The sequence below is a fragment of the Kribbella rubisoli genome (assembly GCF_004217145.1).
Taxonomy (GTDB): Bacteria; Actinomycetota; Actinomycetes; order Propionibacteriales; family Kribbellaceae; genus Kribbella; species Kribbella rubisoli.
Window position 1 is genome coordinate 754086 of sequence record NZ_SHKR01000014.1, and the last position, 13352, is coordinate 767437.

The 13352-nt window shown below is 68.3% G+C and carries 11 protein-coding genes; 4 read left to right on the forward strand and 7 right to left on the reverse strand.

Translation table 11 applies throughout. The features are described from left to right. Positions 1–22 precede the first annotated feature (22 nt). Complete coding sequence (locus EV645_RS29125) at positions 23–778, forward strand: IclR family transcriptional regulator (RefSeq protein ID WP_130447193.1); 756 nt, start codon at positions 23–25, stop codon at positions 776–778. Here the strand turns inward: EV645_RS29125 and EV645_RS29130 are convergent. From EV645_RS29130 to lepA, 6 genes are all read right to left on the reverse strand, one after another. Then, on the reverse strand, positions 775–2010 hold the full coding sequence (locus tag EV645_RS29130; RefSeq protein WP_130447194.1) for an MFS transporter: 1236 nt from the start codon (positions 2008–2010) through the stop codon (positions 775–777). The genes EV645_RS29125 and EV645_RS29130 overlap by 4 nt on opposite strands. Next, the gene (locus tag EV645_RS29135; protein WP_130447195.1) at positions 2007–2633 is read right to left on the reverse strand and encodes an MOSC domain-containing protein; all 627 of its coding nucleotides are present in this window, start codon (positions 2631–2633) and stop codon (positions 2007–2009) included. Before EV645_RS29135 ends, EV645_RS29130 begins: the two co-directional genes overlap by 4 nt. 41 nt (positions 2634–2674) lie before the next feature. After that, positions 2675–4057, reverse strand: a complete 1383-nt coding sequence (locus EV645_RS29140) for an MFS transporter (RefSeq protein ID WP_198681907.1) — start codon at positions 4055–4057, stop codon at positions 2675–2677. Beyond that, entirely contained in the window at positions 4054–4626 is a 573-nt protein-coding gene (locus EV645_RS29145; RefSeq protein WP_198681908.1) for a TetR/AcrR family transcriptional regulator, read from the reverse strand. Before EV645_RS29145 ends, EV645_RS29140 begins: the two co-directional genes overlap by 4 nt. A 195-nt stretch (positions 4627–4821) precedes the next feature. Further along, a complete protein-coding gene (locus EV645_RS29150; RefSeq protein ID WP_130447197.1) occupies positions 4822–5724 on the reverse strand; it encodes an aminoglycoside phosphotransferase family protein in 903 nt (300 codons plus the stop codon). Next, entirely contained in the window at positions 5725–7614 is a 1890-nt protein-coding gene (gene lepA / locus EV645_RS29155) for a translation elongation factor 4 (RefSeq protein ID WP_198681909.1), read from the reverse strand. It lies immediately after the preceding gene. 103 nt (positions 7615–7717) lie between these two features. Here lepA and EV645_RS29160 point away from each other — a divergent pair, with 103 nt between their 5' ends. The 3 genes from EV645_RS29160 to EV645_RS29170 are packed head-to-tail and all read left to right on the forward strand — an operon-like array spanning position 7718 to position 10361. Next, entirely contained in the window at positions 7718–8614 is an 897-nt protein-coding gene (locus EV645_RS29160) for a protein kinase family protein (protein WP_130447198.1), read from the forward strand. 50 nt (positions 8615–8664) lie between these two features. Continuing rightward, positions 8665–9192, forward strand: a complete 528-nt coding sequence (locus tag EV645_RS29165; protein WP_242000728.1) for an RNA polymerase sigma factor — start codon at positions 8665–8667, stop codon at positions 9190–9192. Continuing rightward, complete coding sequence (locus EV645_RS29170) at positions 9189–10361, forward strand: hypothetical protein (RefSeq protein WP_130447200.1); 1173 nt, start codon at positions 9189–9191, stop codon at positions 10359–10361. Before EV645_RS29165 ends, EV645_RS29170 begins: the two co-directional genes overlap by 4 nt. Here the strand turns inward: EV645_RS29170 and EV645_RS29175 are convergent. After that, positions 10358–13348, reverse strand: coding sequence for a S8 family serine peptidase (locus tag EV645_RS29175; RefSeq protein WP_242000729.1), 2991 nt, complete (start codon positions 13346–13348; stop codon positions 10358–10360). The genes EV645_RS29170 and EV645_RS29175 overlap by 4 nt on opposite strands. Positions 13349–13352 lie beyond the last annotated feature (4 nt).

Consider the following 13352-nt stretch of genomic DNA (forward strand, 5'->3'; position numbering starts at 1 on the left):
TAGGAGTGGCAGGATGAGCGACATGAGTTCGCCCTCGGCCATCGACAAGACGTTGATGGTGCTGGACGCCGTACTGGAGCACTCGCGGTTCACCGACGTCGTGAACGCGACCGGTCTGGCCAAGTCGACCGTGCACCGGATCATGGCGTCGCTGGTCGAGCACGAGTTCGTCACGCAGGCCGACGACGGCTCGTACCACCCCGGCCCGAAGGCGCTGCGGCTGGCCGGTCACGCGCTGACCAACGTCGACCTCGCCACGGTCGCCCGCCCCGTGCTCGCGGATCTCGTCGCGCAGACGCGCTGCACGGTGCACGTCGGACTGCTGAACGGCGACGAGGCGATCTACGTCGCCCGCCTCGACGGCCCGAAGCCGTACCGGATGCCGTCGCGCGTCGGTAAGGCGATCTGGCTGCACTGCACCGGCATCGGCAAGGCGCTTCTCGCCGAGAAGGACGAAGAGGCGCTCGACGTCCACATCACCCGAACCGGTCTTCCGGCCCGTACGCCGCTCACGCACACCACCGCGGCCGCGCTCAAAACCGATCTCGCACAGGTGCGCGCTCGCGGCTACGCACTCGACGACGAGGAGAACGAGCCCGGGATCCGCTGTGTCGCCGCGGTCATCCACGATCACACCGGCGCGGCCGTCGCCGCCGTCAGCATCTCCACCTTGTCGTTGGAGCAGTCGATCGCCCAGGTCGCGCTGATGGCTCCCGCCGCGATAGAGGCCGCCCGCAAGATCTCCGCCGCCCTCGGCTACCGCGAGCCTACGAACTAAGCCGCTACAGGTGCTGGGCGACGGCTGTCCGCCCAGCGCACCACCGGGACGAACAGCGCGCCGGTGAGGGCGAACCAGACGCCGAGGATGATCCAGCCGGGGACGCCGAGTCCGAGCGGCAACAGAGCAAGGACTGTCGGAGCGATCATCGTGCTGATCGACATGCTGGTGTTCCAGACGCCCTGGTACTGACCCTGAGCGTGGTTGGGCGCGAGGTCGAAGCTGAGCAGGAACGAGCCCGAGGACTGCATCAGCTCGGCGATCACCTGGACCAGCGCGCCCGCAGCGAGCAGCGCGACCGCGATCAGCGCGTTGCCCCACGTCGCGCCGGCAAGCAACACCATCGATGCCAGCAGCAACAACCCGGCGGTGCGGGTTGCGCGGGCGGCCGTAGTGGGATCGGCGATGCCACGCGACGAACGCACCTGGAACAGCGAGACCACCACGGTGTTGATGATCAGCAGCAACGCGACCGTCCAGCGCGGGGCGTCGGTGTGGTCGACGACCCAGAGCGGGATCGCGACATCGAGCACGGCGAAGTGGATGCTCATGCCCGCATTGAGCGCCGCCACCGCCAGGTACCCGCGGTCCCGCAGCGCGATCCACACCGGTCCGTCGTCATCACGATGGTGGGGTGCGACCCGCGGAATCGCGAGTACGACGAAGGCGGCGATGCTGCTCAGCGCCGCGTCCAGTACGAACATCACGCGGTACGCCGTGGCGGTGTCGAAATGCAGCGCGAAGGCACCGACCGCGGCACCGGCCATGATGCCGATGTTCGTGACGGCCCGCAGGTACGCACGAGCCGCGACCCGCCCCGCGCCGACCGTCAGGGCGGCGATCAGGGCAGCTCGGACGGCGCCCGCGCCGCGGTCGATCATCGTCAGCACGATGCTCACGATCAGGAACTGCCAGAAGTTCTGAACGACCAGGTAGAGCAGCGACAACCCACACACCATCAGGCTCAGAACGACGAACAGACCGCGCGGCCCACGCCGGTCCGCGAGATGCCCGAGCGGTACGGCGGACAGCAGCCCGAACAACCCCGCGACGGTGAGACCGAGGCCGACCTGTGCGATCGACAGCCCGACGATCCGGTTGAAGTAGAGGACGCTGACCGTCATCAACAGGCCGTTGCCGACCCGACTGAGCAGCGTGGCCAGAGCCAGCGGACGCAACGGCCCCGGCTCGGGCAGGATTCCTCGGCGTACGGACGACTGCGCCGCGCTCATCCGCGCGCCACGACGCGCTGCGCGGTCTCGCGGAGCTCCTCCATGAGGTCGACCCCAGAGCCGAGCATGCGCTGCATCTTGGCGGCGTCCTGCTCCGCGAACATCAGTGCGACGGTGACCTCGTGGTCCGGACGGCTGATGATCTCGATCGGGTCGCCGGCACCGATCGTGCCTTCGCGGAGCACCTTCAGGTACGCGCCGGGGCGGCCGGCCTGGTGGAAGCGTTTGACCCAGTGGGGCTCCTGCATGCGGTGCTGGAAGGTGATGCACGGGATGCGGGGCGCGCGGACCATGACCTCGACCTCGTCACCGATTCGCCACACCTCACCGAGCAGTGCGCCGTTCACGTCGAGCCCTTCGGTGCGGAGGTTCTCGCCGAACAGGCCGGTCGGGATATCGCGACCGAGTTGGGCGGCCCACCAGTCCGCATCCTCTTCGGCGTACGCATAGAGGGCGAGATCCGGGCCGCCGTGGTTCTCGATGTCGCAGACGCGGTCGCCGGCCAGGCCGAGCTCACCGACGCGGACCCGGCCGGGCTGCGGCCGCTTGTCGATGGCGGTGAATCCCGTCTCCTTCGGACCCGGGATCAGCTTCTCCACCACATTGACCGTCAGCAACCGCATATCAGCATCCTCCCCCGGCCGCGCTGCCGCGATCCACCGGTTTATTGCTGCTTGAGCGGGAGTATGGCGATGATCACCAGGGTCGCGGCGGTCGCGGCGGCGCCGATCCACGCGGCAGCGCCGTACCCGGATTCGCTGGGGAAGACACCGGTGGTGTGGGCGGCGAGGATGAGGCCGCCGAGGGCGCTGCCAGTGGAGAAGCCGACGCTGCGTACGACAGCGTTCACGCTCATCGCGCTCGCGGTCTCGGCTTTGGGTGTCACCGCGAGGATGACGGCAGGCATTGCGGCGGAGAATGCGCCGACGCCGAAACCGAGGATGCCGATGGCCAGGATCGGCTCGACCAGGTGTGAGCGGGCAACTGCGAAGAGTACGAACGTCGCGAGGACAACCGCAGTACTTGCCGCCAGCAACCATCGGGCGCCGAGACGGTCCCGCCAGCTGGGGACGAGACGGCCGGCGACGAAGCCGAGGATCGAGAACGGGACCAGCACCAGACCCGCTTCGAACGTGTTCAGCCCGAAGCCGTAGCCGGCCTCGGCGGGGGTCTGCACGAAGCGGGTGATCAGGCTGAAGAGCAGATACATCCCGACGCCGCCGGTCAGCATCACGAGGTTGGCCGCGGCGACCGCCGGATGACGGAGGAGGCGTACGTCGACCAGCGGCTTCTCGGTGTGGGCCTCGAGAAAGGTCCAACCGATGAGGAGCAGCAGCGCGGCCACGAGGATGCCGATCGCGAGGCCCGCGTGGTACCGCCAGAGGCTGGTCTCGCCGATCACCAGGAGCAGGGCGGCTAGCGCGATCGCGAGCAAGATCGCGCCGCGCACATCAAGCCGGGACGCCGGCCGCTCCGGGGCCTGCGGAAGCGCGAACACCGCCGCCACGAAGGCGGCCCCGGTGATCAGGAGGCCGAGCCCGTACGCCGCACGTACGCCGGCGAGGTCCGTGAGTAGACCGGACAACGGGTAGCCGATCCCGATCCCCGCCGTCGAAGCGACCGACAGCAAAGCAATCGTCCGCGCAGATCGCTGCTCGTCGAGATGGTCCCGCGCGACGGCCATCATCAGCACCACCAGCCCGAGCCCGGATCCCTGCAACGCGCGGCCGATCAGCAGGAACGCGAACGGCAAGGGCAGAACCGTCAGCAGGCTGCCGACGACCTCGGCGCCGAGCATCCCGAGGACGACGGTGCGCCGCCGCGGCCCGGCTCCGAGCCGGCCGAAGACGGGCGTCGCGACGGCTCCGGCCAGCAGCGCGATCGTCAGCGTCCACTGCGAGGCGGCGAGCGAGACGTCGTACTCCTCGGCGACCGCCGTGATCAAGGGCGCGCCGAGGCTGCCGATCACCGCACCGGCCAGGCCGACGGAGACCAGGAACCCCGCGAGCAGCCCCGGCGCCGGGGCATGCCGGGTTGCGGTGGTCACTGATTCGTCTCCGTGGTGATGTGCGCGAAAAGCCCAGGTTTTATTCGGGTTCTGGCCTGGTGGGACCACGGCTCGTCGACCTGCGGCAGGTCGAGGGCGGCGTTGGTGTTGAGAAGCATGCCGAAGGCAAGGAACGACTTGATCGTGACCGGATCCAGCTGAGCGGTGTCGGCAACGGCCTGCCACAACCGGGCGAAGCTTGCCCGTACGGCGTCGCGCACCTCGCCGTCGCCGGCCGCCGCGGCTGCGGTGCCCTGGAGCTGGAGCAGCAGCGTCGTCCGATCGGCGAGCATGTCGTTGTACTCCTGCCCCATCGCCGTCAGCGCCTCGATCCCGGTCGACCCGCCGGCGGCCGCCAGCATCGCCAGCGCCATCCGCCCGAACGCGGCATCCACGCACGCCAGGAACAACTGCTTCTTCGTCCCGAACAGCCGGAACACGTACGCCTGCGTGATCCCCGCCCGTCGCGCGATCGTCTCGGTCGACGCGCCGTACAACCCGGCGGTCGCGAACTCCTCCTCGGCGATCCCCAGGATCTGCTCACGCCGCTCTCGCCCAGTCATCCGCATAGCGATGAAGTTAGTAGGTAGTAACTACTAACTACAACCCAATGTCTCGTACTTCACTCCCCTCGATCGCGTGCAAGCTCGACAGGACGTATACGCCCACTTGCCCACCTGCGAGCCGAGGCTGCGCGTGGAGGCGGGCGCAGTGGACCTATACGTCCTGTCGAGGTGCCGATACACCTCCGGCGGCCCGGGGTGTCAGTCCTGGATGGCCTTGACGATGGCGATGTTGCGGGTGAGCCAGTCCTGCGGGAGGGTGCCGTCGGTGTTCTCGAGGGTGCCCAGCACGTTGAGCATCTGGCGGACGATCACCCAGTCGCGAGCGCGATCCTCGTCGAGGCCTGCCGCGTCGATCGCCGTGTAGAACCGCTGCCGGACCGCGAACCGAAGGTCGCCGGCGGCAACTACTTCGTCCCAGCGGTTCCAGATCAGCGGGGCGACCTCGAAGTGCGGGTCACCGGACAGCGGCTTCGGGTCGATCACCAGCCAGGGCTCACGTTCCGCGGCGAGCATGTTCTCGTAGTGCAGGTCGGTGTGGATCAGCTTGCCGTCGGTGGCCGGGTCGGCGATGAAGTCCTCCGCCAACGAGATCGCCTGCTCGACGTACCGATGCGGCACCGGCGCGGACGCGGGCAACCTGCGGAAGCCCTCGACCCAGCGCTTGAGCTCCCCCGACAGCGGCCGGTACTGCGGGCCTGCGGCGACGTGCAGCCGTTTGTAGGTCTGGCCTACGATCTCGCAGGCGTCCAGCGCGTCGATCGTGGTCAGGTCGCGCGACTCCAACCGCTCCAGCAGCAAGGCTAACCGCCGCGGGTCCGCACGCAGCAGCTGTACGGCGCCGTTGCCGGCCCACGTCCGCAACGCGAGATGCTCGGTCTCGGCCTCCCAGTGCGGGAACTGCACCTTGAGTACGGCGCGCTGCCCGTCGGCAAGCACCGGTACGACGATCGCACAGTTGCCGTACGCCGCCGTACCGTCGACCCGCAACGACCACTCGTCGAGCAGATCGCGCAGCAACCGCGGAAGCCGATCGAGCCAATCCGCCCAGTCCTGCCCGCGAGACGCGACCGCCAGCAGACCGGCGGGAATCTCGACCAGCACCTACTTCTTGCCTGCCTTCTCGACCGGTTCGGAGGTGCGGAGGGCGGCGATGAAGGCCTCCTGCGGGACCTCGACGCGGCCGACCATCTTCATCCGCTTCTTGCCTTCCTTCTGCTTCTCGAGCAGCTTGCGCTTCCGGGTGATGTCACCGCCGTAGCACTTCGCCAGCACGTCCTTGCGCATCGCGCGGATCGACTCGCGGGCGATGATCCGGGACCCGATCGCGGCCTGGATCGGCACCTCGAACTGCTGCCTCGGGATCAGCTCCTTCAGCTTGCCGGCCAGTGCGACGCCGTACGCGTAGGCGTTGTCGCGGTGCACGATCGCGGAGAACGCGTCGACCGTCTCGCCCTGCAGCAGGATGTCGACCTTGACCAGCGCGGCCGACTGCTCACCGGTGGGCTCGTAGTCCAGCGACGCGTAGCCCTTGGTCTTCGACTTCAGCTGGTCGAAGAAGTCGAAGACGATCTCGGCCAGCGGCAGCGTGTAGCGCAGCTCGACCCGGTCCTCGGACAGGTACTCCATGCCGAGCAGGTTGCCCCGTTTGGACTGGCAGAGCTCCATGATGACGCCGATGAAGTCCTTCGGGCTGAGGATCGTCGCGCGGACGACCGGCTCGTAGATATCGGCGATCTTGCCTTCGGGGAACTCGCTCGGGTTGGTGACGACGAACTCCTTGCCGTCCTCCATCTCGACCCGGTAGACCACGTTCGGCGCGGTGGAGATCAGGTCCAGGTCGAACTCGCGCTCGAGCCGCTCGCGGACGATCTCCATGTGCAGCAGCCCGAGGAACCCGCAGCGGAAGCCGAACCCGAGCGCGCCCGAGGTCTCCGGCTCGTACTGCAGGGCGGCGTCGTTCAGCTGCAGGCGCTCGAGGGCGTCGCGCAGCGTCGGATAGTCGTCGCCGTCGATCGGGAAGAGCCCGGAGTACACCATCGGCTGGGGGTGCTTGTAGCCGCCGAGCGCCTCGGTGGCGCCGTGCACGGCCGCCGTGACCGTGTCACCGACCCGGGACTGGCGGACGTCCTTCACGCCGGTGATCAGGTAGCCGACCTCGCCGACGCCGATGCTGCGCGACTTCGCCGGCTCCGGGGAGATCACGCCGACCTCGAGCATCTCGTGCACCGCACCGGTCGACATCATCTTGATCCGGTCCCGGTGGGTGAGCTCGCCGTCCACGACCCGGACGTAGGTGACCACGCCGCGGTAGGTGTCGTAGACGGAGTCGAAGATCAGCGCCCGGGGCGGAGCGTCCTTGACGCCCTTCGGCGGGTCGATCTGCGCGACGATCTCGCTCAGCAGGTCCTCGACGCCCTCACCGGTCTTCGCGGAGACCTTGAGTACGTCGGACGGGTCGCAGCCGATGATGTGGGCCAGCTCCGCGGCGTACTTCTCCGGCTGGGCGCTGGGCAGGTCGATCTTGTTCAGCACCGGGATGATGTGCAGGTCCGCGCCCAGTGCGAGATACAGGTTCGCCAGGGTCTGCGCCTCGATCCCCTGCGCCGCGTCGACCAGCAGGACGGCGCCTTCACATGCTTCGAGCGACCGCGAGACCTCGTACGTGAAGTCGACGTGGCCCGGCGTGTCGATCATGTTCAGGATGTACGTCGTACCGTCCGGGGCGAGCAGGCCGCCCGGGGTGTCCGGACCTGGTGCGAACGGGAGCCGGACCGCCTGCGACTTGATCGTGATGCCGCGCTCGCGCTCGATGTCCATCCGATCGAGGTACTGCGCCCGCATCGAGCGGTCGTCGACCACACCGGTGATCTGCAGCATCCGATCGGCCAGCGTCGACTTGCCGTGGTCGATGTGGGCGATGATGCAGAAGTTCCGGATCAGCGACGGGTCGGTACGACCCGGCTGCGGCACATTCGTGGGGCCAACGGGCACGGAGGGGATCCAGTTCTGGTCTTGGGTGATATCCGGTCAATCATCCCATGCGGGTCCAGCAGATTCGAAAATCACTAGCGAGGGCCCGATAGCGTGCTGAGGTATGGCGCACGCTGCTGGGGTCAGACTGCCCTACGAGAAGATGCCCGAGCCGGTCCGGGACTGGGTCGAGCGCGCGCTCGGCTCAGCGGTGGTGACGGCTGCCACACAGCAGGGCGGCTTCTCCCCCGGTGTCGCCGCCCGCCTGGTGACCGCCTCCGGCCGCCGTGCCTTCGTGAAGGCCGTCGGTACGTCGCTGAATCCGAAGACACCCGAGCTGTTCAGGCTCGAGATCACGGCCATGCAGGCGATCGGCCGGCTCCCGATGGCCCCGGAGCTGTACGAGGTCTACGACGACGGCGACTGGGTCGGGATGCTGTACGAGGACATCGACGGGCGACTGCCTGCACATCCGTGGGAGCAGGCTGACGCGGACCGGGTCCTCGACGCACTGGCGGAGCTGACCGACGTACTGGACCCGTCGCCGTGGCCGGATGCGCCTGTGGTCGCTGTCCGGAGCCACGACTTCCTGAGCCGCTGGAACAACGTGCTGGAGGAGGGTCTCGCCGTACCGTCCTGGATGGAGGGCCGGGTCGAGGAGTTTGCCGAGCTGGCGCAGAAGGGGCTCCGCGCGCTGGCCGAGGGCAAGTCGCTGGCGCATTACGACCTGCGGGCGGACAACATCATCCTGACCGACGACCGGGTGGTGTTCATCGACTGGGCGCATCCGGGGCTGGCACCCCGCTGGACCGATACAGTCATCCTGCACGCGGAGATGCGGGGGTCCGTCGTACTGCCGGACCTGCCTGACGACGAGGCGATCACCGGGTTCATCGCGGCCGTCGGGGGCGGGCTGTGGTGGGGTTCGGCGCAGCCGGCGCCCCCTGGGATCCCCACTATGAGGTCATGGCAGCGGGAGAGCGCCCTCGTCCACCTCGACTGGGTACGCCACCGGCTCTGATGCAGCGTTCCCGGCAGACAGACGTCTCTCAGGGTGTGACGAATCTAGTGGTGAGTATCGAGCAGCATCCTCACCAGGTGGCGGCCGGCGACGAGGCACGTGACGCCGTGACAGCGCTGTACGGCCGGGAGTGGCGCGGTCTCGTGCGCCTGGCCGTCCTGGTGATCGATGACCGACAGACAGCCGAAGACATAGTCCAGGAGGCATTCGCCCAGCTGTACCGGCGATGGCCGCTCAAGGACTCCGACAAGGCGCTCGGGTACCTGCGTTCGACCGTGCTCAACGCGAGCCGGTCCGCGCTCCGGCGCCGCCGGGTGGCCCGCCTCTACACCCCGCCGCACCAGGCGCCACAGGACTCCGCGGAGAGCACCGCCGTCCTCGGGGAGGAACGCGAGGAGGTACGACGTGCGCTCCAGGGGCTGTCCACCCGCCCCCGCGAGGTGCTCGTCCTGCGCTACTACCTCGATCTCCCGTTCGACGAGATCGCCGAACTCCTCGGCATCAGCCCATCCACCGCCAGGGCAACCGCGTCGCGCGGCCTCACAGCTCTCACCAAGAAACTCGAGGAACTCCGATGACCGACACCGAGACCCGCCTGCGCGACTACCTGCACGCCAAGGCCGACACCGTGCCTGACTCCGCCCACGGACCCGGCCTGGAGCTGGACAGCACCGGCACGTCCACCCGCCGTCGCTGGGTGCCGATGGCGGTGGCCGCGGCCGGCATCGCGGCGATACTGACCCTGGCGGTGCCGTACCTGCACGGCCTGGCCAAGTCCGACCAGCCGTCCGTGGCCGGCCTGCCTGCCGCAGGCCCGGTCTCGACCGGAGCCCCCCGGATCCCCTATGCGATCACCGACCCGAACAGCAACCCGGACAACCCGCTGGACACCTGGTGGTACGTCCTCCACGACGGCGGTCAGACCGTCAAGAACCCGGGTCTGAAGGGCAATGTCGCCGCGCGGACCGAGGGCGGCTGGCTCGCCACCACCGGCTACCCCGATCCGGACAAGTCCCAGATCGTCGTCATCTCGCCGAGCGGCACGGTCCGGCCGATCGGACCGCTGGGAGCCCAGTGGCCGTTCGTGTCTCCCGACGGGCGGCAGATCGCCGTCGCGGTCTCGAAGTACGGCAGGCCGGATGGTCGGGTCGTCGTCGTCGACATCAGGACCGGCAAGGAGGTGTCGAGCCTCACCGTCAAGATCCCGAACCTCGAGCTGATCGGCTGGAACAAGGACGGCATCTGGATGCACGAGCACGGTCCGGACGCTGTACCGGTGAAGGTGTGGCAACCCGGGTCGAAGGACGTCCGGACGGTCGGGTCATTCTCCGACAGGCTGGAACTGACGCGCACCACCAACACGATCGCGCAGATCAGCTACAAGGGCGGGAAGACCTGCATCACGGCCGCCACGTTGGGAACCAAGGGCCTCGATGTGAAGCGTGAGTACTGTTTCAAGAACCTGGCGGCCGCACCGTACGTGACAGTGTCACCGGACGGATCGACGATGACCATCAATACCATCGGTGTCGCGGTCGACATCGCCACCGGGAAGGCCACGAAGCTGCGGCTCCCGGCCGGGACGAAGTGGTTCGAAGACGGGGTCTTCGAGGACCCGGACAACGTGATCGTGGTCGACGAGGCCGGCGCGGCCCAGAAGCTCTTCCGGTGCTCCGTCGGGACCGGCGAGTGCAAGCAGGTCGCAATCGCCAAGCCCGACCAGACGATTCGCCAGGTACAGCCCTAGCTGTCTACCCGGACGATGGTGGAGCCTGAGCCGTCTGCGCCGTCGGTGAAGCGCAGCTGACCCAGGTACCTAGTGCCGGCAGTTAGCCCACTCCAGTTAGCAGTCACGCTCGCCGCGCCGGCCACCTGCACTTGTTGGGTGGCCGGTGAGGCCGTGAGGTTGCCTGCGGCCTTCTGCAGCTCCCAGTGGTTGAGCTTTACGGTCTGCTCGTTCGCTCCGGCGTATAGGTCGACGTACACGTCCACCTGGCCGCCTGCCGGCCGTGGGAGGTTGACCTCCTCCTCTGCCGAACCGCCTGTGCTGCTACCGAGCAGAGTGGTCGTCCCGGCCTGGTACACGAACACATCCAGGTCAGTTCCAGCCGGGTAGTCCGCGTCGAACGTCGAGAACCTGGCGTGCGTCGTACCAGCCGGGACGTTGACCGTGAACTTCGCTACGTGGTCGTTCGCCTTCGGAGCGGTCGTCGGGAACGCCACGCCACCTGGGTTCTTCAGCGCGGCCTCGCCCACCGTGGCCGCGTCCAGGCCGACAGCAGTCGTGTTGAGCGTCCCGGCGTAGCCGGCCGTCACCGGGACCTCGACGGACCCTGCGGTCCCGGTGCCGTTGACCTGCGTCGGCGCCTTCACCGTGAGCGGCTTGATCGCCAGCGTGCTGGCCACGGAGTGCTTCGCGGACTTCCAGACCAGGCGGCCGAACGAGTACTGCTCAAGTGGAGCGCCGCTGTTCTCGAACGTCACCTTGTACGTCGTACTGCGGCCGGGCAGCGTGATCAGGATCCGCGGCGAGACCGTCACCTTGAGACCCTTCAGGCCCTCGACCTTCGGGAAGTAGACCTCAGGCAGCTTGCCGACGTTCGTGACGGTCCGGGTCACGGTCTGCTTGCCGGCCAGGTCACCGATCGCGATCGTCGGGTAGTTGAGGTCGCTCAGGTCGATCTTGCCGTTGGCGCACAGCTCGTGCGTCGCCGGGACCTGACCGGAACCGCAGACGAACTTCGTCCAGTCGGTGTACGTCGAGTCGTAGACCAGGCCGGGGTCCATACCCAGCTTCGGCTGCACGAGGCCGGCGCCGTACCCGAACGGGTTGGCCTGCGAGCCGGAGTCGTTCTTGATCGGCTTGCCTGCGGTGTCCTTGTCGGTGGCGGTCGTCATCATCGCGGACTTGATCGCCATCGGGGACCACGTCGGGTGCTTGGCCTTCAGTACGGCGGCGATGCCGGCGACGTGCGGCGTGGACATCGACGTACCGCTCATGAACGCGTACTCGCCGCCGGCCGCGCTGAACGCAGTCGTCGCGGCCAGGACGTTCGTGCCCGGCGCCATCACGTCCGGCTTGAGCAGGTCGCCGTTGCCGGCCGGGGACGGGCCGCGGCTGGACGAGGCAGCCACCATCGGCGCGGTCACGCGGACCGGCGTCCCGGCGCCGATGGTCGCGGTGGGGCTGGTGGTGCCGCCGACGTACGCCTTGACCTCTGCGGCCTTGGTCTCGTCGAGGTGGACGGTGGGGACCGTGTGCAGGTCGGAGTCGAGGGTGCCCGGGGTGATGTTGAGCAGGATCATGCCGACGCCGCCGGCGTTCTTCACCTGCAGGCTCTTGTCGACGCGGGCGTTCACGCCCCGGTCGCAGACCACGATCTTGCCCTTGGCCTTCGCCGGATCGAGCGTGCCGGCCTGGCACAGCGTGAGGTTCGTCGGGTCGGCGCTTGCGAGGCCCGCATCCTTGGCCAGGATCACCGGCGTTTGTGGCACGCCGGCGCCGATGCCCGCACCCGTGTACGACTTGCCGTTTCCGAGCGTGACCGTGGTCTGGATGTCGCGGTCGTGGGTGCCGTTGGCGACCGACGTCACCCACGGGTACGTCTTGCCGACCGTCGCCTCGCCCGGACCGGTGTTGCCGGCGCTCGTCGCGACGAACACGCCTGCCTTGGCGGCCCTGAGGAAGGCGAGGCCGGTGGCATTCACGTACGACGATCCGCTGCCGGAGATCGAGTAGTTGATGACATCCACGCCGTCCGCGACCGCGGCGTCGATCGCGGCCACGATGTCGGCGTCCGTACCGCTGCCGCCGCCGGTCGCGTCGACCGCCCACAAGGCCTTGTAGATCGCGAGGCGGGCGTGCGGCGCCATCCCGGAGCCCTTGCCGTAGTCGCGGCCCATGACGCTCATCTCGACGCCGTAGTTGCCGGCCGCAGTGCTCGCGGTGTGCGTGCCGTGGCCGCCGTAGTCACGCGGCGATCTGTACTCCTCCGGGATCGGGCGGGTCCCGATGCCCTTGTCGAAGTACCGGGCGCCGATCACCTTGTTGTTGCAGGTCACGGGCGCTTCCTCGCCGGCCTGGCAGATGCCCTTCCACTTCTTCGCGATGATCGCGTCGGACTGCTTGGTGGTCTTCATCGGCGCGAAGCTCGGGCGCTCCGGGGTGTAGCCGGAGTCGATCATGCCGATAATCACGCCGTCGCCGGCCTTGTCGACACCGCCCGCCTGCTGCCACGCACCGCCCTTGCCGGACAGGCCGAGGAAGCGCGGCGTGTCGACGGTGTCGGCGTGCTCGATCTCGCTCGGCTCGACGCTCTTCACCCCGGACGACTTCGCCAGCTTGACCGCGTCGTCGTACGACATCTCGGCGGAGAAACCGGCGTACGTGTAGTTGTAGTCGTAGAGCCTCGTGACGTTGTTCGTCTTCAGAAGCTGGTCACGCTCGCCGGCCAGGTGTTTGACGTAGTCGACCACCGGGGCCGCGGTCTTCAGCAGCTTGCCGCCGGGCGCGACCTTCGTCGCGGCCAGGCCGGCGATGTCGCCGTCGTACTCCGCGACCGGGGAGTCGTCGAGCTGGACGATGTACGAACCGGTCTCGGAGCGCTTGACGTCGGGGTCGGCAATCCCGGTCGCCGGTTGGCTGGCGTTGGCGGCGTTCACCAGCAGCGGCACGCCGGCGGTTGCGGCGATCAGCGCTGAGGCGACGATGATCGCCTGGCGTTTGCGGGTCACGGAG

Coding starts and splice junctions, on each gene's coding strand:
- EV645_RS29125 (WP_130447193.1), top strand. CDS start 23: ATGAGTTCGCCCTCGGCCATCGACAAGACGTTGATGGTGCTGGACGCC.
- EV645_RS29135 (WP_130447195.1), bottom strand. CDS start 2,633: ATGCGGTTGCTGACGGTCAATGTGGTGGAGAAGCTGATCCCGGGTCCG.
- EV645_RS29170 (WP_130447200.1), top strand. CDS start 9,189: ATGACCGACACCGAGACCCGCCTGCGCGACTACCTGCACGCCAAGGCC.
- EV645_RS29130 (WP_130447194.1), bottom strand. CDS start 2,010: ATGAGCGCGGCGCAGTCGTCCGTACGCCGAGGAATCCTGCCCGAGCCG.
- EV645_RS29160 (WP_130447198.1), top strand. CDS start 7,718: ATGGCGCACGCTGCTGGGGTCAGACTGCCCTACGAGAAGATGCCCGAG.
- EV645_RS29145 (WP_198681908.1), bottom strand. CDS start 4,626: ATGCGGATGACTGGGCGAGAGCGGCGTGAGCAGATCCTGGGGATCGCC.